This is a genomic window from Pseudomonas sp. GXZC (assembly GCF_026967615.1).
In the GTDB taxonomy this organism is placed as follows: Bacteria; Pseudomonadota; Gammaproteobacteria; order Pseudomonadales; family Pseudomonadaceae; genus Aquipseudomonas; species Aquipseudomonas azotoformans_A.
This window is the reverse complement of the sequence record NZ_CP114115.1, coordinates 260,977-281,847: the sequence shown is the minus strand read 5'-3', so window position 1 is coordinate 281,847 and position 20,871 is coordinate 260,977. Positions and strand designations below refer to the sequence as shown.

Genomic DNA, 20,871 nt, shown 5'->3' with positions numbered 1-20,871 from the left:
ACAGCATGAGCAGCCTGACCGTTACCCCCATCAGCACCGCATTGGGTGCCCTGATCAGTGGCGTCGATATCACCCAGCCGTTGAACATTGAAGAGCGCGATGCCATTGAACAGGCATTGCTCAAGCACTCGGTGCTGTTCTTCCGCGATCAACCGATCAACCCGCAACAGCAAGCACGCTTCGCTGCGAATTTTGGTGACCTGCATATCCACCCGATCTACCCCAACGTGCCGGAACAGCCCGAAGTGCTGATCCTCGACACCGCCGTCACCGACGTGCGCGACAACGCCGTGTGGCACACCGACGTGACCTTCCTGCCCACCCCGGCGTTGGGCGCCGTACTCAGCGCCAAGCTGCTGCCGGCGTTTGGCGGCGATACGCTGTGGGCCAGCGGGATTGCGGCGTATGAGGCGCTGTCCGAGCCGTTGAAGCACTTGCTCGATGGGCTGACCGCGACCCACGACTTCACCAAATCCTTCCCGCTGGAGCGCTTTGGCAACACCGCCGAAGACCTGGCGCGCTGGGAAGAAACCCGCAAGAAGAACCCGCCGTTGTCGCATCCGGTAGTGCGCACGCACCCGGTGAGTGGGCGTAAGTCGCTGTTTGTCAGTGATGGGTTTACCACCAGGATCAACGAGCTGGAGCCGGCGGAGAGCGAGGCGATTCTGAAGCTGCTGTTTGCCCACGCGACACGCCCGGAGTTCACCATTCGTTGGCGTTGGCAGGAAAACGATGTGGCGTTCTGGGATAACCGCGTGACGCAGCATTACGCGGTGGATGATTACCGGCCGCAACGGCGGGTGATGCACCGGGCGACGATTTTGGGGGATGTCCCGTTCTGAGGGGCAGGAACCGAAGACTGGCTTTTAAATATGTTAAACCGCTATCTTTCTGATCGCTCTCAGGAGGATGAATCTGTGAAACAAAAACCTAAGTTGGGCGCACATACATCCGCTGCAAAAACCCGAAAATGCAAAGGGCTTGGAAGCAGAATACGAGCCCGGCTTTCAGGCGTAGGCTATATCGAGCTTGAACTGCCTGAGAGAGCAACAGCAGTTCGGATTGTGAAGCTCGAAGACTAAGCGACCGCCAATGAGTGTGCGCGGGACCTGTGGCGAGGGAGCTTGCTCCCGCTGGGCCGCGAAGCGGCCCCAAAAATGGGACTGCTGCGCAGTCCAGCGGGAGCAAGCTCCCTCGCCACAAGTACTTTTTACTCTTCCTAGTTTTTAACTGGCTGGCATTAGGGCAAGCCCACTCCCACACCAACCCCACATTGATCCCGTGCGGCCGCTTATTCAGCAGTAGATGGCTTTTCCCACAGGTTGATCCCACCTTCCTGGGCAAACCGATCGATCTCCGCCAATTCCTCAGCGCTGAAATGCAGGTTCTTCAACGCCCCGACGTTTTCGATAATCTGCTCCGGCCGGCTCGCACCGATCAGCGCACTGGTTACCCGTGGATCGCGCAACGTCCAGGCCAATGCCAGTTGCGCCAGGCTCTGGCCACGGCGTTGGGCGATTTCATTCAGCGCGCGCACGTGGGCGATGTTGGCTTCGGACAGGTGCTTGGCCTGCAACGAACCACCGCCCGGACGGTTCACCCGTGCATCCGCCGGTACGCCGTTGAGGTATTTGTCGGTCAGCAAACCCTGGGCCAATGGCGTGAACGCAATCACCCCGGCGCCGAGCTCTTCGGTGGTGTCCAACAGGTCTTTTTCCACCCAGCGGTTGAGCAGGTTGTAGGCCGGCTGGTGAATCAGCAACGGCACTTTCCACTCTTTGAGCAGCGCGGCGATTTCGCGGGTTTTCACGCCCGAGTAGGACGAGATCCCGATGTACAACGCCTTGCCTTGCTGCACGGCAGTGGCGAGGGCGCTGGCGGTTTCTTCCAGGGGGGTGTCGGCGTCAAAACGGTGGGAGTAGAAGATGTCCACATAGTCGACGCCCAGGCGTTGCAGGCTCTGGTCGAGGCTGGCCAATACGTACTTGCGTGAGCCGCCGCCCTGGCCGTAAGGGCCGGGCCACATGTCCCAGCCGGCTTTGCTGGAGATGATCAGTTCGTCGCGGTAGTGCTTGAAGTCTTCGCGCAGCAAACGGCCGAAGTTGATCTCGGCGCTGCCGTAGGGCGGGCCATAGTTGTTGGCCAGGTCGAAGTGGTTGATGCCCAGGTCGAACGCGGTGCGCAGCAGGGCGCGCTGGGTGTCGATCGGGGTGCTGTCGCCAAAGTTGTGCCACAGGCCCAGGGACAGTGCAGGCAGCACCAATCCACTGCGGCCTACGCGGCGGTACGGAATAGATTCATAGCGGTTTTCGGCAGCAATGTAAGTCATCGAATCCTCTCTTGGACGTCGGCAAATAAGGCCTGGGAATAAGGTTATTCCCAGGCCTTTTAACCAGCTGAATCGCTTAAGTCTGCCGTTCCGTTCTACAGCAATTGCCTACCAGAGTGGAACGACATAACTCACATAGAAGCGGTTTTCATCCTGCACGGTGGCACCGCTGATGTCCGGGCTGGCGTGGGCGTTTTTCCAGGTCACACCCAGGCCCTTGAGAGTGCCGGTGGGCACTTGATACGCCACGGCGACGTTACGTTCCCATTCGCTGGTAGTGCCTTGCGCCGTGCGGATGTCATCGCCATGGGCATAGGCAGCGGAGAACGTCAGGCCCGTGAGGCCAAGCTTACCGAAGTCATACTTGTACTGCGCAAGCCAAGTGCGCTCACCGGCGTGTTGAAATTTATTCAACTGCATGTTGGTCAGCGCCGGGGTGTCGGCGCCTGAGCCTGGGCCCTGGCGGTTGTCGCCGCTGTTCAGGCCGGAGTCCAGGTACGGGAAGTCGCTGTCGCCGCTGTTTTTCTGGATACCCAGGCCGACGGTGTGGCCGTCGAGGCTGTAGCTCTCAAGCAAGCTGGCGGTGGTCTGGTTGATGCGGCCTTTGTTCACGCCGTCGCCGTACAGACCACTCGCGGCGTAGTCCTTGTCACCGTCTGCGTTGCCGCCCACCCCCAGGCTGCGGAATACACGCAGGTCGGTGTCGATGGCACCCACGGATAACGCGTCATGGCGCTTGGCACCGAGGAAAAACTGCTGGTAGTAATCCTCAAGGTTGGAATACCACAGGCTGACCGTGGTGTTCTGGATGCCGGTGTAATCCGCACCGCCGAACAGGAAGCGATCGCTCTCTTTGGTGCCGCCAGCGGTGATCATGCCTTGGTCGCCGGTTTCGTTGCGGATCTTGGTCTTGAAGATATCGCCGCCGGTGAAGGTGAAGTCGCTGAGGTCCTTGGACACCAGTTGCACACCGGTGTTGGTCTGCTGGTACAGGCGCCCGTCGGTGTTGGCGAGTATCGGGTTGTTGCCGTAGAGCGTGCCGACACGCAGTTCATCCTTGGCGAAACGCATCTTGAACGTCGGGCTCAACACACCGAACTGGTCGGCGGATTTGCCGTTGTCCAGCGGGAACATGCTGCCGGGGTAGCGACCCTGGTGTTCCTTGTCATTGAGGTCACCGCCGGAGTCCAGCTTCAACCCGTAGAACGCCTGCAGGTCCAGGCCAAAACCCACCGGACCTTCGGTGTAGCCGGACTTGAAGTTGAACTCGAACCCCTGGCCCCAATCGCGAATGCTGTGGGCCTTGGCGTTGCTGTTCACCACATCACGCCCCTGCTGGTTGAGGTAGCGGTTGAGCAGGGTCACATCGGCGTGGCTGTCATCGATAAAATCGGCGTGGGCGGACAGCATAAAGCTCGCCATGGCGGCACCCACCATAGGGCTTATCAACGTCTTCATTGTTACCGGTCTCCGTCACTGTTCTGAAATGAAAGCGTCAAACGCTTCACACAATTACGCAGTGGCCAGATGACAGTTGCGCGTCAAAACCCGATGTAGACGGATGAAATTAAATTCATGAAACCCTTTAACTACGCGGGTTAGCGGACATTCTTGAAGATTTCCGCGAGCCAGTCGACGAACACACGCACCCTCGGCGACATGTGTCGGTTCTGTGGATAAAGCACTGAAACCGGCATCAAAGGTGGCGGTGTTTCCTGGAGAATTTCTCGCATCACGCCCTGCTCGATCAGATCGGCCATGCGGTAATGCGGGCATTGGATAATGCCGAGTCCGGCCACCGCGCTGGCGGAGTAAATCTCCGCGCCGAACACCGACAATGCGCCGTCGATACTCACTTCCTGCAGCTCGCCATTGACCATGAATTCGAACGGAAACAGCTTGGCCGTGGTGCGCGACACGTAGTTCACCGCGCGGTGTTCACTCAGCTCGGACAGGCGCTTGGGTTCGCCGTATTTGCGCAGATAAGCGGGGCTCGCGCAGGTCACTTGGCGCAGGTTGGCGACGCGCCGACCAATCAACGCGGAATCCCCCAGGGTGCCCGCACGCAGCACGCAATCGACGCCCTCGGCGATCAAGTCGACAAAGCGATCCGCCTCACTGATGGACAGCTCGATATCCGGGTAACGCGCCATGAACTCCGGCAGCGCCGGCACCACAAAATACTTGGCCAGCGTGCCGTGCAGGTCCACGCGCAAACGGCCCTTGGGCGCCACGCTGCGGAACGCCAACTCGGCCTCTTCCAGCTCCGCGAGCAGCTGCACGCAACGTTGGTAATACGCCTCGCCGTCGAGGGTCGGGCGCACACGCCGGGTGCTGCGTTCCAACAAGCGCGTGCCCAGCCAGGCTTCGAATTGATTGAGGGTGTGGGTCAGGGTCGCACGGGGCAGATTCAGGTCATCGGCTGCCAGCGTGAAGCTTGAACGCTCGTAAATCCGTACGAAGACCTTCATGGCTTTGACTTGATCCACGCTGCGCTCCTACACATCAATTGTTGGCGATTATTGAACAGTCAAGGCAACTCTGGCGCATTTATCGGCCTGGGTAAACATGTGAATCTGCTTCCACACCCCGTTCAAGGAACCCAGATCATGACGACTCAAGTAGCAATCATCACCGGCGCTTCCCGTGGCATTGGCGCCGTCATCGCCAAGCAACTCGCTGCCGACGGCTACGCCGTGGCCATCAACTACACCAGCAGCGCCACCGAGGCGTCGAAGCTGGTAGTGGAACTGCGCCAGGCCGGCCACCAAGCCATAGCGATCCAAGGCGACGTCGCCAAACCCGCCGACATCAAGCGCCTGTTCGACGAAACCGAGGCGCAATTGGGCAAGGTGGATGTGCTGATCAACAACGCCGGCATCCTCAAGACGCTGCCCCTGGCCCAGCACAGCGATGAACTCTACGACCAGAACTTCGATATCCACACCCGTGGCACCTTCAACGCCCTTCGCGAAGCCGCCACCCGCCTGAATGACGGCGGACGCATCGTCAACTTCTCCAGCAGCACCGTTGGCCTCAACTTCCCCGGTTACGCGGTGTACATCGCCAGCAAGGCGGCGGTGGAGTCGCTGACCCAAGTGTTCGCCAAAGAGATGCGCGGGCGCCGGATTACCGTCAACGCCGTGGCGCCAGGCCCAGTCGCCACCGAGTTGTTCCTGCACGGCAAGAGCGAAGAGCAGATCCAGGGCATGGCCAAGATGCCGCCGCTGGAACGCCTTGGCCAACCGGAAGATATCGCCCGCGTGGTGGCGTTTCTGGTGAGCCCGGCCGGTGCTTGGATCAATGGGCAAATTCTGCGCGCCAATGGCGGGCTGGTCTAAGTCACACATCCGGGCCAGCGATTTTCTCTTTGTGGAGCTCTTTCATGCCAACCTTGTTGATCCCCGCACTCGCCCCGCTTTACCGCTGCGCCGAACCCCTGGCCTACGCGCTGCTGCGCGCAGGTTTTGGGGTGATCATGCTCACCCACGGGCTGCCCAAATTGCTGGGCAACGCCCATGGTTCGATGGCCGACCCGATGGCGGCTTCCATCAATCTGATCCAGAACCGCCTGCACTTGCCGCAGGCGGAGCTGATCGGTCTGCTGGTGGCCTTGCTGGAAGCAGTCGGTGGATTGCTGTTGATACTCGGCCTGGGCACACGGCTGGTCGCGGCCATGATGACCGTGCAGATGCTGACCATTGCTTACTTGCTGGGGCCGACGTGGCCGTGGATCGACCGAGGCATCGAGTACCCGGTGCTGATGGCGCTGCTATCGTTGTACCTGGTGTTTCGCGGTGCCGGCCGCTATTCCCTGGACAACACACTGGGCAAGGAGCTCTGAACATGCACACCACCCTGGTGATCAGCGCAGGCTTGATCCTGCTGGTACTGATGCTGTTGATCGGGCAGAAGCTTGGCGTCAGCCGGCCCATTCTGGCCTACAGCTTTGTGGCGATCTGGTTGGGGGTGGCGGTGGTCAATGGCGCTGTAGGGGTCGTCACTGCCGGCCAACCCCTGGTGTCGGAGCTGGTGATCGGCAGTGGCGTGTTCGGCGTGCCCCTGGTGGCACTGGCCCTGTACCTCAGGGCCTGAGCCTCAGCGCACCAAGTGCAGGAACTGCAGGTGACGCTCGTACTGGTCGAGGATGTCGTTGATGATCTGTTCCTTGGTATAGCCCACCAAGTCATAGTCCTGGCTACCCTCGGCCAAGTGCACTTCCGCCCGGTAGTAGCGACGGTTGTTGAGCTCCTTAGAGCCCATTCCGCCACGGGCAAATGACGGCGTGAAGTAGCCGCGCATCTGCACCTGGTAGATGAACGGACGCTCCTCGCCATGGCCGATTTCCAGGCTGACGCTGTCGTTGGCGGGGTCAGGTTGCGTCACCACGTTCAAACCCTTCTCGACAAACACCGCCGTCACTTCTTCAATCGCCGGGCGCACCGTCGAGTCAAGGAAACGGTACACCTCGTCTCGCGACGGGAAGTGCACGGCCTGGCTCAAACGCTGGCGCCAGCCGCCGCGTCCCTTGCGAGCCGTCGAAATCGGTGCCAATGAATGCAACTGGGCGATCTGCTTTTGCGACTCCAGATAGAACGCCTTGTGCAACCCCCACATCATTAGCAGCAGGATCATCGAGAACGGCAACGAGGTCAGTACCACCGCCGACTTGAGCGAATCGATGCTGCCGGCAAACAGCAAGGCACTGGTGACCAGCGCGGTCATCGCACCCCAGAACACCCGCAACCATTTCGGCCCATCTTCATCGGCGTTGCCGCCTTTGGACGACAGGGTGGATAGCACCACGGTGCCCGAATCGGCGGAGGTCACGAAGAACACGAAGCTGATAAACACCGTGACCGCGATGACGGTTTTGCTCCACGGGTAGGTTTCCAGCAGCAGGTAAAGGCTCATCGACGGGTTATCGATGGCCGACTGACCGAGTGCGGCCATACCGTGGTTGAGTACCTGGTCGATGGCGCTGTTGCCGAAGATCGACATCCACGCCAGGGTGAAGCCCAGCGGGATCAGCAGCACGCCAAACACGAACTCGCGGATGGTACGGCCACGGGAAATGCGTGCGATAAACAGGCCCACGAACGGCGACCATGCAATCCACCAGGCCCAGTAGAACACCGTCCAACCGCCCAGCCAGTCGCTGGGTTTATCATAGGCGTACACGTCGAAACTCTTGGTCGGCAAGGCGCCCAGGTAGTCGCCGATGTTCTGGATCAAGGTATTGAGCAAGTGCTGTGTCGGCCCGGCAAACAACACGAACAGCAGCAGCGCACAGGCCAGCAGCATGTTGATGTCGGACATCACGCGCACGCCTTTATCGACACCGGCCACGGCGACGATGATCGCGGCGCCCATCATCAGCGTGATCAGACCGACCTGGATCCACTGGGTATGGGCGATGCCGAACAGGTAGTCGAGACCGGAGTTGAGGTGCAACACGCCGAAGCCCATGTCGGCGCCCAGACCGAACACCGTGGCGATAATGCCGAAGCCATCCACCGCGTACCCGATGGGACCGTTGATGCGCTTGCCGATCAGCGGGTACAGCGCCGAACGCAACGCCAGCGGCAAGTTATGCCGGTAGGCGAAATACGCCAGGGCCATGCCGACAAAGGCGAACACGCCCCAGCCGTGCAGGCCCCAATGCAAAAACAGGATCTGCATGGCCTGGCGCGCGGCATCGGCGTTCATCGGCGCGCCTTGCGGCGGTTGCACCAGGTGCGTCAGCGGCTCGGAGACGCAGAAGAAAAACAGCGTGATGCTGATCCCGGCGGCGAACAGCATGCCGGCCCAGGACAGGTAACTGAATTCGGGCTCGTCGTGGTCGGCACCGAGTTTTATCTTGCCGTAGCCCGATAACGCGGTGACCACCACGAAGACCAGATACAGGGTCATCGCCAGCATGTAGTACCAGCCGACCGTGTTGGCCGCCCAGTTTTGCGCCGCCAGCAGCCAGGCACCGGCCTGTTGCGGGATAGCGATGACCGTGATGCCGAACAGCAGGATAAACGTCGCGGCGAAGTAGAAGACCGGCGCGTTCATGCGCACCTGGCCGCTGGTAGGGGTGGACGATGCACTCATGAACGATGCACCCCGAGGGAGTGAGATGTGGCTGTAAATAACGGACTCAGCAAAGGTAAGCCTCCTGTTGTGAGCGGGCAGCGAACCACCGGGTTTAACTTGAACGAGCATTCAAGTTAAACATGGATGGGCGGTCTGGGACTAATCGCAGGGCTGAGTGGTAGACATTTCCTACGCCAGCCCAAGGCAAGCTTAGTCCTCAGCGCTCACGGGAAGTGCCATCACTTTTGCGTGCCGTCATCATGTTGCAGGTTGGCCTGGGTGATATTCGCCCCTGCCGGTACGCTGCGCGTCAGCCACACGTTGCCGCCGATGGTCGAACCCTGACCGATGGTGATGCGCCCCAGGATCGTGGCCCCGGCGTAGATCACCACGTCATCCTCGACAATCGGGTGGCGTGGGTGGCCTTTCTGCAACTGCCCGTCCTCGTCTGCCGGGAAGCGTTTGGCGCCCAGCGTCACAGCTTGGTAGATGCGCACGCGCTCGCCGATGATCGCGGTTTCGCCGATCACCACGCCGGTCCCGTGGTCGATAAAGAAGCTCGGGCCGATCTGCGCGCCAGGGTGGATATCGATACCGGTGGCGGAGTGGGCAATTTCCGCGCTGATCCGCGCCAATAACGGCAGACCGGCACGGTACAGGTGGTGGGCCAGGCGATGGTGAATCACCGCCAGGATGCCCGGATAGCACAGCAGCACTTCATCCACGCTGCGCGCCGCCGGATCGCCGTGGTAGGCGGCCAGCACGTCAGTGTCCAACAGACTGCGCAGGGACGGCAGGGCCAGGGCGAAATCCTGGATCAGGCGGATGGCCAGCGCGTCGACTTCGCTGTCATCCTTGGCGCCCTGTCGTGCGGCGTAGCGCAGCTCCAGGCGGGCCTGGCCGAGCAAGGCATTCAGCGCCACATCGAGGGTGTGGCCAACGTAGAAATCTTCACTCTCTTCACGCAGGTCCACCGGGCCCAGGCGCATGGGGAACAGCGCGCCGCACAACGACTCGAGAATCTGCGCCACCGCCTCGCGGGACGGCAACTCACGACCACCATGCTCTCCACTCAAGCGCCCATTGCGCGTTCGCCACTGGTCCCGGGCGCTGCGCAGTTGGCTGACGATGGTCTGTAATTGCCAATGACTGGAACGCTCACTCACGGTATTCACTCCTGACGAAATGGCCATCACTTTACGGTATGCACCCTGGCCGCCCTTAAGAACCAATGGTGTGATGCTAAGAACCGTCCGGAATAAGCGATTGACGGTTGCCCGATGAAAAGTGCCTGCCTATAGTCGCCCCATACTCATCAACCGTGCGTAGCCATGATCAAACAACAGCTCGACCGTTTTAACCGCCTGGAACTGCTGGGTGGCGCCACTGCCCTGGAAAAACTCGAGCGGCTGTCGGCCTGGTTGGGCAGGGATATCTACGTCAAGCGCGACGACACCACTCCGTTGGCCATGGGCGGCAACAAGCTGCGCAAACTTGAATACCTCGCCGCCGATGCCATCGCCCAAGGCGCCGACACCCTGGTGACCGCTGGCGCGATCCAGTCCAACCACGTACGCCAGACCGCCGCGCTGGCCGCCAAGCTCGGCCTGGGCTGCGTCGCCCTGCTGGAAAACCCCACCGGCACCGAAGACCCCAACTACCTGGGCAACGGCAATCGCCTGCTGCTGGAGCTGTTCGACGCCAAGGTGGAGTTGGTCGAGAACCTCGACAACGTCGACGACCAGCTCAACGCCCTCGCCGACCGCCTACGCAGCAACGGCAAAAAACCGTACCTGGTGCCTATTGGCGGCTCCAATGCCCTCGGCGCATTGGGTTACGTGCGCGCCGGACTGGAACTGGCCGGGCAGATCAAAGACAGTGGCATCGAGTTTGCCGCCGTGGTCTTGGCCTCCGGGAGTGCGGGAACGCACAGTGGCTTGGCGTTGGCCTTGAGCGAAGTGTTACCGAGCCTGCCTGTGATCGGCGTGACCGTCTCGCGCACCGAAGAAGCCCAGCGCCCAAAAGTAGAAGGCCTGGCCGAACGCACTGCCGAATTGCTGGGGGTAAAAATTCCAGAGGCCTTCAAGGTGATCCTGTGGGACGAATACTTCGGCCCGCGCTACGGCGAACCGAACGCCGGCACCCTGGCGGCGGTCAAGCTGCTGGCGAGCCAGGAAGGCCTGCTGCTGGACCCGGTCTACACTGGCAAGGCCATGGCCGGTTTGCTGGATGGCATCGGGCGTCAACGCTTTGAGGACGGGCCGATCATTTTCCTGCATACCGGTGGCGCGCCAGCGTTGTTCGCTTATGACTCGGCGTTCTAAAAATGCCGACCCTGTTATTCCCAAAAAGAATAACCTGGTGATTTAATATTATTTTCAAGTCTTAAAAACCGGCTTTATCATCGCGCCGTAGGCGAAGACGCGCTACGCGCTTTAAGGCAGGATACGACTACTGCGTCACCTGCTTCGCTCACCATAAAAAACACAGGGGCTCTTCATGACTATTTCTGTATTCCGTCGCACGTTGTTGGTTGGCACTTTGGGCCTGGCACTCGGGGCTGGCCTGATGGGCCAGGCAGTGGCTGGCGAGCAGTTGGGCAACATCAAGAAAGCAGGCGAGATCAAGATCGGCCTGGAAGGCACCTATCCACCGTTCAGCTTCGTCGATGAAAGCGGCAAGCTCAGCGGTTTCGAAGTGGAGCTGTCCGAAGCGCTGGCCAAGGAGCTGGGCGTGAAGGTCAAGCTGCAGGCCACTCCATGGGATGGCATCCTCGCTGCCCTGGAATCCAAGCGTCTGGACGCGGTAGTCAACCAAGTGACCATCTCGGAAGAGCGCAAGAAAAAGTACGATTTCTCCAAGCCTTACACCGTCTCCGGTATCCAGGCACTGGTCCTGAAGAAGAACGTTGACGCGATCAAGACCGCCGACGACCTGGCCGGCAAGAAAGTCGGTGTGGGCCTGGGCACCAACTATGAACAATGGCTCAAGGACAATCAGCCTAAAGCCCTCATCAAGACTTACAACGACGACCCGACCAAGTTCCAGGACCTGCGCATCGGCCGTATCGACGCCATCCTGATCGACCGCCTGGCCGCCCTGGAATACGCCAAGAAAGCCCCTGACACCGCCGCAGCCGGCGACGCCTTCTCCCGTCAGGAAGCCGGTATTGCCCTGCGCAAAGGCGAGCCAGAACTGCTCGACGCGGTGAACAAGGCCCTCGACAAACTGCGCGCCGACGGCACCTTGAAGAAGCTGTCCGAGAAGTACTTCAACGCTGACGTCACTCAATAATGGAAGCAGGTTTCCAACTCGCGCTGGACTCCGCGCCCTTTCTGCTCAAGGGCGCGTACTACACGGTGATCCTCAGCCTCGGCGGGATGTTTTTCGGTTTGCTGCTGGGTTTCGGCCTGGCCTTGATGCGCCTGTCGCGCTTCAAGCTGGTGAGCTGGCTTGCCCGAGTCTACGTGTCGTTCTTTCGCGGCACGCCCTTGCTGGTACAGCTGTTCTTGATCTACTACGGCTTACCGCAAGTGGGCATCGAGCTGGATCCGATCCCGGCGGCCATGATCGGCTTTTCGCTGAACATGGCCGCCTATGCCTGTGAAATCCTGCGCGCCGCCATCGGTTCCATCGAGCGCGGCCAATGGGAAGCTGCGGCCAGTATCGGCATGACCCGTGCGCAGACCCTGCGCCGGGCCATCCTGCCGCAGGCCATGCGCACGGCTTTGCCGCCGCTGGGCAACAGCTTCATTTCGCTGGTCAAGGACACGGCGCTGGCCGCTACCATCCAGGTGCCCGAGCTGTTCCGCCAGGCGCAATTGGTCTCGGCGCGGACCTTTGAAATCTTCACCATGTATCTCTCCGCTGCCCTGATCTACTGGATTTTGGCGAGCATCCTGGCGCATTTGCAGAATCGCCTGGAAGACCGGGTCAACCGGCATGACCTGGAGTCCTGAAGCATGATCGTGGTTGAAAAACTGACCAAACAATTCAAGGGTCAGGTGGTGCTCAACGGCATCGACCTGGAGGTCAAGGAGGGCGAAGTCATCGCCATCATCGGCCCCAGCGGTTCCGGCAAGACCACCTTCCTGCGCTGCCTGAATTTCCTCGAACAACCCACCAGCGGTCGCATCAAGGTGGGCGACATCGAGATCGACAGCAGCAAGCCGATCAACCAGCAGGCCAGCCTGGTGCGGCGCCTGCGCCAGCACGTGGGTTTTGTGTTCCAGAGCTTCAACCTGTTCCCCCACCGAACGGCGCTGGAAAACGTCATCGAAGGCCCTATCGTGGTCAAGAAGATGCCACGGGAGGCGGCTGACGCCCTGGGTCGCAAGCTGCTCGCCAGGGTCGGCCTGGCGGGCAAGGAAGACGCCTACCCACGGCGTCTGTCGGGCGGCCAGCAACAACGCGTGGCGATTGCCCGTGCGTTGGCCATGGAACCGGAGGTGATTCTGTTCGACGAACCCACCTCGGCCCTCGACCCGGAACTGGTGGGTGAAGTACTGGCAACCATCCGCAGCCTCGCCGAAGAAAACCGTACCATGGTCATCGTCACCCACGAGATGAGCTTTGCGCGGGATGTGGCCAACCGGGTGATCTTCTTCGACAAGGGCGTGATCGTGGAACAAGGCGAAGCCAAGGCGTTGTTTGCCAACCCCAAGGAAGAGCGCACCCAGCAGTTCCTGAGCAAATTCCTCGCCCACTGACACCCCCTTGGAAACGCTTGAATGTGGCGAGGGAGCTTGCTCCCGCTGGAGTGCGAAGCACTCCCAAAAAACTTGGGGCCGCTACGCAGCCCAGCGGGAGCAAGCTCCCTCGCCACAACAAGCTCCTCCTACAGGAATTCCTCGCTGGCACGCGTAAAACGCCCCGCCGCACTCACGCAAAAAATCCCCGCGCCAGTCAGACCCTTCTGAATATCTCCAAACCCGCCGTTTAGCCCTTTGCCGCCATTGACGCCCCTCGGCCAACCCTCTTATCTAGCGCCCAGAGGATTGGATCCTATCCCGGCTATTCACTGAATCGTTTTGTTCGGCCCACCGCGCTTGCCTGCGCCAAGGGGCCGGAGCGATTGCTGCTGGCTGCATCAAGGAGATTATTTATGACGCCCACCCTGCTCACCGCCCCGACACTGCCCCAGGCCATCGGCAACGGCATCAATGCCCTGGCCGCCACACACTTGCAGGTCGACATCGCGCCGTATCCCGGCATGGACGAAGGCGACTTGATCGAGCTGTTCTGGAATAACTGTTTTGCCGCTTCACGTCGGGTAACCGCCTGCAAGGTCGGCACCTTCACCCACCTGCGGGTGCCGGAGAGTTTTGTGCTGGATGGCCCGGCCCAAGTGCATTACCAGGTCATGCAGGTGGGCCACGCCCCTGCCCGCTCGGCCGTGACGCAAATTTGCGTGAAGACTCTCTTTCCAGGCGGCCCACCATCGCCCCTGTACTGCGACGAAAACCAGAACCTCGCCCCTGTCGGCCTGCCCGAAACCATTCGTCGCTACGGCGTCAACGCCTGCCAGGTACGGCGCGGTATACCCCTGACCATCGAGCCGTACCTCAACATGACCACCGGCGACGCCATCACCTTGCGTTGGGGCGATGTGCGCCTTGATCTACCGAAAATCCAAGCCAAGGAAATCGGCCTCGCTGTGCAAGTGTGGGTACCCTCGACGGTGATTATCGAGGCCGGCGACGACTGTCGGTTGGAAGTGACGTACTGCATTCTGGATCGCGTCGGCAACAACTCACGCTGGGCACCCGCCCGCATGTTACGCATTGCCGCCGAGGCGCCGCCCCGTCTGGCCGGGGCGGCGCTGATCTATCAACCGCGCCCACTGGGATCGCCCTGCGAACCTGGGTGACAGACCTTCTATGCATATTCCCAAAAGTTAGTTTATTTAAATATTTAACACGCTTAGGGTATATGCACCGGACCACCGGACATCGCTGATTTTTCTGTTTTTATTTCATTGAATGCGAGGTCGGTATGGTCAGGATTACCCCGGTGCACAACGCCAGGGCATTACGTGCAGCCAAGGAGCGGCGCTGATGTCTAACTTGGCTCAAACACCCCCCCAGAGCGATCTGGACATTGCCCCCCTGCTGTTGCCAGCCGCCGTGCTGCGCAACGATGCAGAGGCACTGAAGGCTGCCCATGAACTCGCCCAGGCTGCGCGCCTGCAAGCCGCCAAGCGCGACCAGCAGCGCAAGCTGCCATGGGCACAGCTCGAACAGTTCACCCGCAGTGGGTTGGGCAGTATTTCCATTCCCCGTGAATACGGCGGCCCGCAGGTGTCTTTCGTGACCCTGGCCGACGTGTTCGCGATCATCAGTGCGGCAGACCCGGCCCTCGGGCAGATACCGCAGAACCATTTCGGCATCCTGCACCTGTTGCAAGGTGCCGCCACCGAGCGCCAGAAAAAACAGCTGTTCCAGAGCGTCCTCGACGGCTGGCGCATCGGCAATGGCGGCCCGGAACGCGGCACCAAAAACACGCTGGAACTCAAGGCGCGCATCACCGCTGAGGGTGACGGCTATGTAATCAGCGGCCAGAAGTTCTATTCCACCGGCGCGCTCTTCGCCCACTGGGTTGCCGTCAAGGCACTCAACGATGACGGCAAGCAGGTCATGGCGTTTGTGCGCCGTGGCACCGAAGGCCTGCGCATCGTCGATGACTGGTCCGGCTTTGGCCAACGCACCACCGCCAGCGGCACCGTGTTGCTGGACCAGGTGCAGGTCGATGCCGAGTTGGTCGTGGAAAACTGGCGCATCGGCGAGACGCCGAATATCCAGGGCGCCGTTTCACAATTGATCCAGGCAGCCATCGACGCCGGCATCGCACGCGGCGCGCTCGACGACACCATCGCGTTCGTACGTGAACGTTCACGCCCATGGATCGATGCCAAGGTCGAACGCGCCAGTGATGACCTGTATGTGATCGCCGATATCGGCAAGCTGAAGATCGAGTTGCATGCCGCCGAAGCCCTGCTGCGCAAGGCTGGCCAGGTGCTGGACCAGGTCAGTTCCGCGCCCATCACCGCGCAGTCCGCGGCCCGTGCGTCGATTGCCGTGGCTGAAGCCAAGGTGCTGACCACCGAGGTATCGCTGCTGGTCAGCGAAAAACTCTTCGAGCTGGCCGGTAGTCGCGCCACCCTCGCCGAATTCAACCTCGACCGTCATTGGCGCAACGCCCGCGTGCACACCCTGCACGATCCGGTGCGCTGGAAATATCACGCCATCGGCGCCTATCGACTGAACGGCACGTTGCCCGCCAGGCATTCCTGGATCTGACCGACCAGACCTCTGGAGAACACCTATGACTTTCTCTGCAAACGTCGCGGTTATCACCAGCGACGAACAAGCCCTTATTGTCGCCAGCGACCTGGCCGAAGACTTCCGTCGCGACAGCGCCCAGCGCGACCGTGAACGCCGCCTGCCGCTGCCTGAGCTGGATGTATTCTCGCGCTCCGGCCTGTGGGGTATCAGCGTGCCCAAGGAGTACGGTGGCGCGGGCGTGTCCAACGTCACCCTGGCCAAGGTCATCGCGCTGATCGCCCAGGCGGATGCTTCCCTGGGCCAGATCCCGCAAAACCATTTTTATGCCCTGGAAGTGCTGCGCGTAAACGGCCGCCCAGCGCAGCAAAAACGCCTGTACGCCGAAGTTCTTGCAGGCCAACGCTTCGGCAACGCCCTGGCAGAGTTGGGCACAAAAACGGCTCATGACCGTGTCACCAGAATCACCCGTGACGGCGACGGGTTTCGAATCAGCGGTCGCAAGTTCTACTCCACCGGCGCGATCTACGCCCAACGCATCCCCACGTCGGTGGTGGATGAACAGGGCGTGCAGCAACTCGCCTTTGTGCCGCGCGACAGCGAAGGCCTGAGCGTGATCGACGACTGGAGCGGCTTCGGCCAGCGCACCACCGGCAGCGGGTCGGTGGTGTTCGACAACGTGCGGGTTGCCGCGCAAGACGTGATCCCGTTCCAGAGCGCCTTTGAACGCCCCACAACCGTCGGTCCGCTGGCGCAGATCCTCCACGCCGCCATCGACACGGGCATCGCCCGCGCGGCCTTTGAGGATGCGTTGCACTTTGTGCGCACCAAGACCCGCCCATGGATCGATTCCGGCAACGACAAAGCCACCGAAGACCCACTGACCCTGAAAAGCTTCGGGCACCTGAGCATCCGCCTGCACGCCGCCGAGGCGCTGCTGGAACGCTCGGGTGAATGCCTCGACCGCGCCCAGGCCGACAGCAACGCCGAAACGGTTGCAGCCGCCTCCATCGCCGTCGCTGAAGTACGCGCCTTGAGTACCGAGATTTCCCTGGCCGCCGGCAGTACCTTGTTCGAACTCGCTGGCAGCCAGGCGACCCTGGCCGAGCATGGCCTGGACCGCCACTGGCGCAACGCCCGCGTGCATACCCTGCACGATCCGGTGCGTTGGAAGTACCACGCGGTGGGCAATTACTACCTCAACGATGAAAACCCGCCACTGCGGGGGACCATCTGATGACCAAGAAGAAAATCCTGCTCAATGCCTTCAACATGAACTGCATCGGGCACATCAACCACGGCCTGTGGACCCATCCACGGGACACCTCCACCGAATACAAGACCCTCGAGTACTGGACCGAACTGGCCAAGACCCTGGAACGCGGTCTGATCGATGGTTTGTTCATCGCCGATATCGTCGGCGTGTATGACGTCTATCAGAACTCGATCGACGTACCGCTCAAGGAGTCGATCCAGTTGCCGGTGAATGACCCGTTGCTGCTGGTCTCGGCCATGGCGGCCGTCACTAAAAACCTCGGCTTTGGCCTCACCGCCAACCTCACCTACGAGCCGCCGTACCTGTTCGCCCGACGCATGTCCACGCTGGACCACCTGAGCCGTGGCCGGGTCGGCTGGAACATCGTCACCGGCTACCTCGACAGCGCCGCCAAGGCCATGGGCCTGACCGAGCAGGTTGAACATGACCGTCGCTACGACCAGGCCGATGAATACCTGGAGGTGCTGTACAAGCTCTGGGAGGGCAGCTGGGAAGACGGCGCGGTACTCAACGATCCAAAAGCGCGGGTGTATGCGCAGCCCGGCAAAGTGCACAAGGTCGAGCATCACGGCGAGTTCTACCAGGTGGAAGGTTATCACCTGTGCGAACCGTCGCCGCAACGCACGCCGGTGCTGTTCCAGGCCGGCAGTTCGGATCGCGGTTTGCTGTTCGCAGGCCGGCATGCCGAGTGCGTGTTCATCAGCGGGCAGAACAAGGCGGCGACCAAGGTGCAGGTGGACAAGGTACGCGCCAGCGCCGTGGCAGCCGGGCGCAACCCGGATGACATCAAGGTGTTCATGGGCCTCAACGTGATCGTGGGCGCCACCGAAGCGCTGGCCTGGGAGAAGCACGCCGAGTACCTGAGCTATGCCAGTCCGGAGGCGGGTGTGGCGCATTTCTCGGCGTCTACTGCGATTGATTTCGCCGAGTACACGCTGGACGAACCTATCCAGTACGTGAAAAGCAACGCGATCCAATCGGCCACCAAAAATCTGCAGAACAACGACTGGACCCGGCGCAAGTTGCTGGAACAGCACGCCCTCGGTGGCCGCTACATCACCTTGGTCGGCTCACCAGAGCAGGTCGCCGACGAGCTGGAATCCTGGATCAGCGAAACCGGCCTGGACGGCTTCAACCTCACGCGCATCGTCACGCCGGAAAGCTACGTGGACTTCATCGACCTGGTGGTGCCGGAGCTGCAAAAGCGCGGGTCCTACAAGACCGCGTACGAGACCGGCACGCTGCGCGAAAAAGTCTTCCACGGCAACGCCCGCCTGCCCGAACAACACACCGGCTCCACCTACCGCCAAACGGCTTCTCTGACTGGAAATACCCTATGAAAAAGACATTGCTCGCTCACCCAGTCAAAGCACTGGCCCTGGCTTTCGGACTGTTCAGCTCGGCGGTATTCGCCGCCGATGCGCCGTTGAAAATCGGCACCACGGCGGCCTTTGCGATTCCCCTTGAAGCCGCCGTCGCAGAAGCCGGCAAGCAAGGCCTGAAAGTCGAGCTGGTGGAATTCACCGACTGGATCGCGCCGAACGTCAGCCTCGCGGCCGGCGATATCGACGTGAACTACTTCCAGCACATCCCGTTCCTGGAAAACGCCAAGGCCGCCGCCGGCTTTGACTTGGTGCCGTACGCGCCGGGGATCATCAACAACGTCGGCCTGTATTCGAAGAAGTACAAGAGCATCAACGACCTGCCCCAAGGCGCCAGCGTGGCGATTGCCAACGACCCGATCAACAGCGGTCGCGGCCTGCAACTGCTGGCCAAGGCCGGGCTGATCACCCTCAAGCCGGGCGTGGGCTACAAGGCCACCGAAGAGGACATCGTTTCCAATCCGAAGAAGATCAAGATCCTGCAGGTCGAGGCCGTGCAACTGGTACGCGCCTACGACGACGCCGACCTGGTGCAGGGCTACCCGGCGTATATCCGCCTGTCCAAGACCTTCGATGCCGAATCGGCACTGCTGTTTGACGGCCTCGACCACCCGGAATACGTGATCCAGTTCGTGATCCAGCCGAAAAGCAAAACCGACCCTCGGGTGATCAAGTTCGTCGACATCTACCAACATTCGCCGGTCGTGCGCGCTGCGTTGGATAAATCCCTCGGCAAGCTCTACCAGGTCGGCTGGGAAGATAAAAAATGACCGCCGCCAACGCCCAACTGCGCGACCTGGGCCTGCCGCCCAGGGACGCCGAGCAGACCGAACTGCACGCTGACCTGAACCGCGCCCATGTGCGTTTTATCAACCTGGGCAAGACCTACGACGGCACCGTGCATGCCTTGCAAGGCATCGACCTGGCGATCCAGCGCGGTGAAGTGTTCGGCATCATCGGCCGCAGCGGTGCCGGCAAGTCGTCGCTGATCCGCACCATCAACCGCCTGGAGCAACCCAGCAGCGGGCGCGTGCTGATCGATCAGGTCGACATCGGTGACTTCGATGAAGACCGTCTGGTGGAGCTGCGTCGGCGCATTGGCATGATCTTCCAGCACTTCAACCTGATGTCGGCCAAGACGGTGTGGCAGAACGTCGAGTTGCCGTTGAAAGTGGCGGGCATGCCGAAGCTGCAACGCGAGCAGAAGGTGCGTGAGCTGCTGGAACTGGTGGGTTTGCAGGACAAACACAAGTCTTACCCAGCGCAGCTGTCCGGCGGGCAGAAACAGCGGGTGGGCATCGCCCGTTCGCTGGTGCATGACCCGCAGATCCTGCTGTGCGACGAAGCCACGTCGGCCCTGGATCCGGAAACCACCCAGTCGATCCTCGGCCTGCTGCGTGAGATCAACAAGCGCCTGGGTTTGACCATCGTATTGATCACCCATGAGATGGCGGTAATCCGCGAAATCTGCGACCGCGTGGTGGTGCTGGAACACGGACGCATCGTTGAGCAAGGCCCGGTTTGGCAGGTGTTCGGCAACCCGCAGCATGACGTCAGCAAAACCCTGCTGGCACCGCTGCAACACGGGCTGCCGGACGAGTTGCAGAGCCGTTTGCAGGCCACACCGGCATCCGCCGACGCCGCCGTGGTGCTGCGCTTGCAGTTCACCGGCAGCGACACCGATGAGCCGGACTTGGCCGCGCTGTTCAGCGCACTCGGCGGGCGCGTGCGCTTGCTGCAGGGTGGCGTGGAACGCATCCAGGGGCATGCCCTTGGGCAACTGCTGTTGGCGGTGAGTGGCTCGACCCACGACGCTAGCGAGTTGCGCAACCGCGCCGGCAATTGGGCACAACAGGCGGAGGTGCTGGGCTATGTGGTTTGATCGTTTAGTGCAGGGCGCCATCGACACCTTGTTGATGGTCGGCGTGTCGTCACTGATCGCGCTGCTGGTGGGCATTCCACTGGCGGTGTTCCTGGTGACCAGCGACAAAGGCGGTATCTATCAAGCCCCGGCGCTTAACCGCGTGCTGGGGGCATTCGTCAATCTGTTCCGCTCGATTCCATTCCTGATCCTGATGGTGGCGTTGATCCCGTTCACCCGGCTGATCGTCGGCACCACCTATGGCGTATGGGCCGCCGTCGTGCCGCTGACCATTGCCGCCACGCCGTTTTTTGCACGGATCGCCGAAGTGAGCCTGCGCGAGGTCGACCACGGTCTGATCGAGGCTGCGCAAGCCATGGGCTGTCGTCGCTGGCACATCATCTGGCATGTGCTGCTGCCGGAAGCGCTGCCGGGGATTGTCGGCGGGTTCACCATCACCTTGGTCACCATGATCAACTCGTCGGCCATGGCCGGTGCGATTGGCGCGGGCGGCTTGGGCGACATTGCCTACCGTTATGGTTATCAGCGCTTTGATACGCAGATCATGCTAACGGTGATCGTGTTGCTGGTGATGCTGGTGGCGGTGATTCAGTTGGGCGGTGATCGCCTGGCGCGGGTGCTCAACAAGAGGTGAGGTATAG

At 61.1% G+C, this 20,871-nt stretch carries 20 protein-coding genes; 15 read left to right on the top strand and 5 right to left on the bottom strand.

The features are described from left to right. Positions 1 to 5 precede the first annotated feature (5 nt). A complete protein-coding gene (tauD, locus tag OZ428_RS01385) occupies positions 6 to 842 on the top strand; it encodes a taurine dioxygenase (RefSeq protein ID WP_038843614.1) in 837 nt (278 codons plus the stop codon). 449 nt (positions 843 to 1,291) lie between these two features. Here the strand turns inward: tauD and mgrA are convergent, their stop codons facing one another. From mgrA to OZ428_RS01370, 3 genes are all read right to left on the bottom strand, one after another. Next, positions 1,292 to 2,329, bottom strand: a complete 1,038-nt coding sequence (gene mgrA / locus OZ428_RS01380; protein WP_038843613.1) for an L-glyceraldehyde 3-phosphate reductase — start codon at positions 2,327 to 2,329, stop codon at positions 1,292 to 1,294. A 108-nt stretch (positions 2,330 to 2,437) separates the two neighbouring features. Continuing rightward, positions 2,438 to 3,766, bottom strand: a complete 1,329-nt coding sequence (locus OZ428_RS01375) for an OprD family outer membrane porin (RefSeq protein WP_082781479.1) — start codon at positions 3,764 to 3,766, stop codon at positions 2,438 to 2,440. A 161-nt stretch (positions 3,767 to 3,927) separates the two neighbouring features. Further along, positions 3,928 to 4,818: a LysR family transcriptional regulator gene (locus OZ428_RS01370; protein WP_269132527.1), complete on the bottom strand. Its 891-nt coding sequence runs from the start codon at positions 4,816 to 4,818 to the stop codon at positions 3,928 to 3,930. A 120-nt stretch (positions 4,819 to 4,938) separates the two neighbouring features. Here OZ428_RS01370 and OZ428_RS01365 point away from each other — a divergent pair, with 120 nt between their 5' ends. The 3 genes from OZ428_RS01365 to OZ428_RS01355 are packed head-to-tail and all read left to right on the top strand — an operon-like array spanning position 4,939 to position 6,424. Next, on the top strand, positions 4,939 to 5,670 hold the full coding sequence (locus OZ428_RS01365; protein ID WP_133076543.1) for an SDR family oxidoreductase: 732 nt from the start codon (positions 4,939 to 4,941) through the stop codon (positions 5,668 to 5,670). 44 nt (positions 5,671 to 5,714) lie between these two features. Continuing rightward, positions 5,715 to 6,173 (top strand): DoxX family protein, encoded by a 459-nt coding sequence (locus OZ428_RS01360; protein ID WP_133076544.1) that lies wholly within the window; start codon positions 5,715 to 5,717, stop codon positions 6,171 to 6,173. Positions 6,174 to 6,175: 2 nt separating this feature from the next. After that, complete coding sequence (locus OZ428_RS01355; RefSeq protein ID WP_038843606.1) at positions 6,176 to 6,424, top strand: hypothetical protein; 249 nt, start codon at positions 6,176 to 6,178, stop codon at positions 6,422 to 6,424. Between the two features lie 3 nt (positions 6,425 to 6,427). Here the strand turns inward: OZ428_RS01355 and betT are convergent, their stop codons facing one another. Together betT and epsC are read right to left on the bottom strand one after the other, a co-directional pair. Further along, positions 6,428 to 8,389, bottom strand: a complete 1,962-nt coding sequence (gene betT / locus OZ428_RS01350) for a choline transporter BetT (RefSeq protein ID WP_162834914.1) — start codon at positions 8,387 to 8,389, stop codon at positions 6,428 to 6,430. Positions 8,390 to 8,649: 260 nt separating this feature from the next. Next, entirely contained in the window at positions 8,650 to 9,576 is a 927-nt protein-coding gene (gene epsC / locus OZ428_RS01345) for a serine O-acetyltransferase EpsC (protein ID WP_016974984.1), read from the bottom strand. A 165-nt stretch (positions 9,577 to 9,741) separates the two neighbouring features. Between epsC and OZ428_RS01340 the strand changes: the two genes are divergently transcribed. The 11 genes from OZ428_RS01340 (at position 9,742) to OZ428_RS01290 (ending at position 20,864) form a co-directional block, all read left to right on the top strand. Next, the gene (locus OZ428_RS01340; protein WP_269132526.1) at positions 9,742 to 10,734 is read left to right on the top strand and encodes a D-cysteine desulfhydrase; all 993 of its coding nucleotides are present in this window, start codon (positions 9,742 to 9,744) and stop codon (positions 10,732 to 10,734) included. Between the two features lie 175 nt (positions 10,735 to 10,909). Continuing rightward, a complete protein-coding gene (gene tcyJ / locus OZ428_RS01335; protein ID WP_133076546.1) occupies positions 10,910 to 11,704 on the top strand; it encodes a cystine ABC transporter substrate-binding protein in 795 nt (264 codons plus the stop codon). Then, positions 11,704 to 12,369 (top strand): cystine ABC transporter permease, encoded by a 666-nt coding sequence (tcyL, locus tag OZ428_RS01330; RefSeq protein ID WP_010214112.1) that lies wholly within the window; start codon positions 11,704 to 11,706, stop codon positions 12,367 to 12,369. The genes tcyJ and tcyL overlap by 1 nt, the downstream gene beginning before the upstream one ends. A gap of 3 nt (positions 12,370 to 12,372) precedes the next feature. Continuing rightward, positions 12,373 to 13,119, top strand: coding sequence for an L-cystine ABC transporter ATP-binding protein TcyN (gene tcyN, locus OZ428_RS01325; RefSeq protein ID WP_133076547.1), 747 nt, complete (start codon positions 12,373 to 12,375; stop codon positions 13,117 to 13,119). A gap of 395 nt (positions 13,120 to 13,514) precedes the next feature. Further along, the gene (locus tag OZ428_RS01320) at positions 13,515 to 14,279 is read left to right on the top strand and encodes a hypothetical protein (protein ID WP_269132525.1); all 765 of its coding nucleotides are present in this window, start codon (positions 13,515 to 13,517) and stop codon (positions 14,277 to 14,279) included. A gap of 187 nt (positions 14,280 to 14,466) precedes the next feature. Then, positions 14,467 to 15,708: an SfnB family sulfur acquisition oxidoreductase gene (locus OZ428_RS01315; RefSeq protein ID WP_269132524.1), complete on the top strand. Its 1,242-nt coding sequence runs from the start codon at positions 14,467 to 14,469 to the stop codon at positions 15,706 to 15,708. 25 nt (positions 15,709 to 15,733) lie between these two features. Further along, complete coding sequence (locus OZ428_RS01310) at positions 15,734 to 16,927, top strand: SfnB family sulfur acquisition oxidoreductase (protein ID WP_269132523.1); 1,194 nt, start codon at positions 15,734 to 15,736, stop codon at positions 16,925 to 16,927. Next, complete coding sequence (locus OZ428_RS01305; protein WP_269132522.1) at positions 16,927 to 18,306, top strand: LLM class flavin-dependent oxidoreductase; 1,380 nt, start codon at positions 16,927 to 16,929, stop codon at positions 18,304 to 18,306. The genes OZ428_RS01310 and OZ428_RS01305 overlap by 1 nt, the downstream gene beginning before the upstream one ends. Then, complete coding sequence (locus OZ428_RS01300; RefSeq protein WP_016974992.1) at positions 18,303 to 19,118, top strand: MetQ/NlpA family ABC transporter substrate-binding protein; 816 nt, start codon at positions 18,303 to 18,305, stop codon at positions 19,116 to 19,118. The genes OZ428_RS01305 and OZ428_RS01300 overlap by 4 nt, the downstream gene beginning before the upstream one ends. Next, on the top strand, positions 19,115 to 20,230 hold the full coding sequence (locus OZ428_RS01295; RefSeq protein WP_269132521.1) for a methionine ABC transporter ATP-binding protein: 1,116 nt from the start codon (positions 19,115 to 19,117) through the stop codon (positions 20,228 to 20,230). The genes OZ428_RS01300 and OZ428_RS01295 overlap by 4 nt, the downstream gene beginning before the upstream one ends. Then, positions 20,220 to 20,864 carry a methionine ABC transporter permease gene (locus tag OZ428_RS01290; RefSeq protein ID WP_033898824.1) on the top strand — a complete coding sequence of 215 codons (645 nt, stop codon included), beginning with the start codon at positions 20,220 to 20,222 and terminating at the stop codon, positions 20,862 to 20,864. Before OZ428_RS01295 ends, OZ428_RS01290 begins: the two co-directional genes overlap by 11 nt. Positions 20,865 to 20,871: the final 7 nt, after the last annotated feature.

Bases quoted from the DNA above. Each gene is read 5' to 3' on its own strand.
- tauD (WP_038843614.1), top strand. From the start codon at position 6: ATGAGCAGCCTGACCGTTACCCCCATCAGCACCGCATTGGGTGCCCTG.
- mgrA (WP_038843613.1), bottom strand. From the start codon at position 2,329: ATGACTTACATTGCTGCCGAAAACCGCTATGAATCTATTCCGTACCGC.
- OZ428_RS01375 (WP_082781479.1), bottom strand. From the start codon at position 3,766: ATGGTGGGTGCCGCCATGGCGAGCTTTATGCTGTCCGCCCACGCCGAT.
- OZ428_RS01365 (WP_133076543.1), top strand. From the start codon at position 4,939: ATGACGACTCAAGTAGCAATCATCACCGGCGCTTCCCGTGGCATTGGC.
- OZ428_RS01360 (WP_133076544.1), top strand. From the start codon at position 5,715: ATGCCAACCTTGTTGATCCCCGCACTCGCCCCGCTTTACCGCTGCGCC.
- OZ428_RS01355 (WP_038843606.1), top strand. From the start codon at position 6,176: ATGCACACCACCCTGGTGATCAGCGCAGGCTTGATCCTGCTGGTACTG.
- betT (WP_162834914.1), bottom strand. From the start codon at position 8,389: ATGAACGCGCCGGTCTTCTACTTCGCCGCGACGTTTATCCTGCTGTTC.
- OZ428_RS01340 (WP_269132526.1), top strand. From the start codon at position 9,742: ATGATCAAACAACAGCTCGACCGTTTTAACCGCCTGGAACTGCTGGGT.
- tcyJ (WP_133076546.1), top strand. From the start codon at position 10,910: ATGACTATTTCTGTATTCCGTCGCACGTTGTTGGTTGGCACTTTGGGC.
- tcyL (WP_010214112.1), top strand. From the start codon at position 11,704: ATGGAAGCAGGTTTCCAACTCGCGCTGGACTCCGCGCCCTTTCTGCTC.
- tcyN (WP_133076547.1), top strand. From the start codon at position 12,373: ATGATCGTGGTTGAAAAACTGACCAAACAATTCAAGGGTCAGGTGGTG.
- OZ428_RS01320 (WP_269132525.1), top strand. From the start codon at position 13,515: ATGACGCCCACCCTGCTCACCGCCCCGACACTGCCCCAGGCCATCGGC.
- OZ428_RS01315 (WP_269132524.1), top strand. From the start codon at position 14,467: ATGTCTAACTTGGCTCAAACACCCCCCCAGAGCGATCTGGACATTGCC.
- OZ428_RS01310 (WP_269132523.1), top strand. From the start codon at position 15,734: ATGACTTTCTCTGCAAACGTCGCGGTTATCACCAGCGACGAACAAGCC.
- OZ428_RS01305 (WP_269132522.1), top strand. From the start codon at position 16,927: ATGACCAAGAAGAAAATCCTGCTCAATGCCTTCAACATGAACTGCATC.
- OZ428_RS01300 (WP_016974992.1), top strand. From the start codon at position 18,303: ATGAAAAAGACATTGCTCGCTCACCCAGTCAAAGCACTGGCCCTGGCT.
- OZ428_RS01295 (WP_269132521.1), top strand. From the start codon at position 19,115: ATGACCGCCGCCAACGCCCAACTGCGCGACCTGGGCCTGCCGCCCAGG.
- OZ428_RS01290 (WP_033898824.1), top strand. From the start codon at position 20,220: ATGTGGTTTGATCGTTTAGTGCAGGGCGCCATCGACACCTTGTTGATG.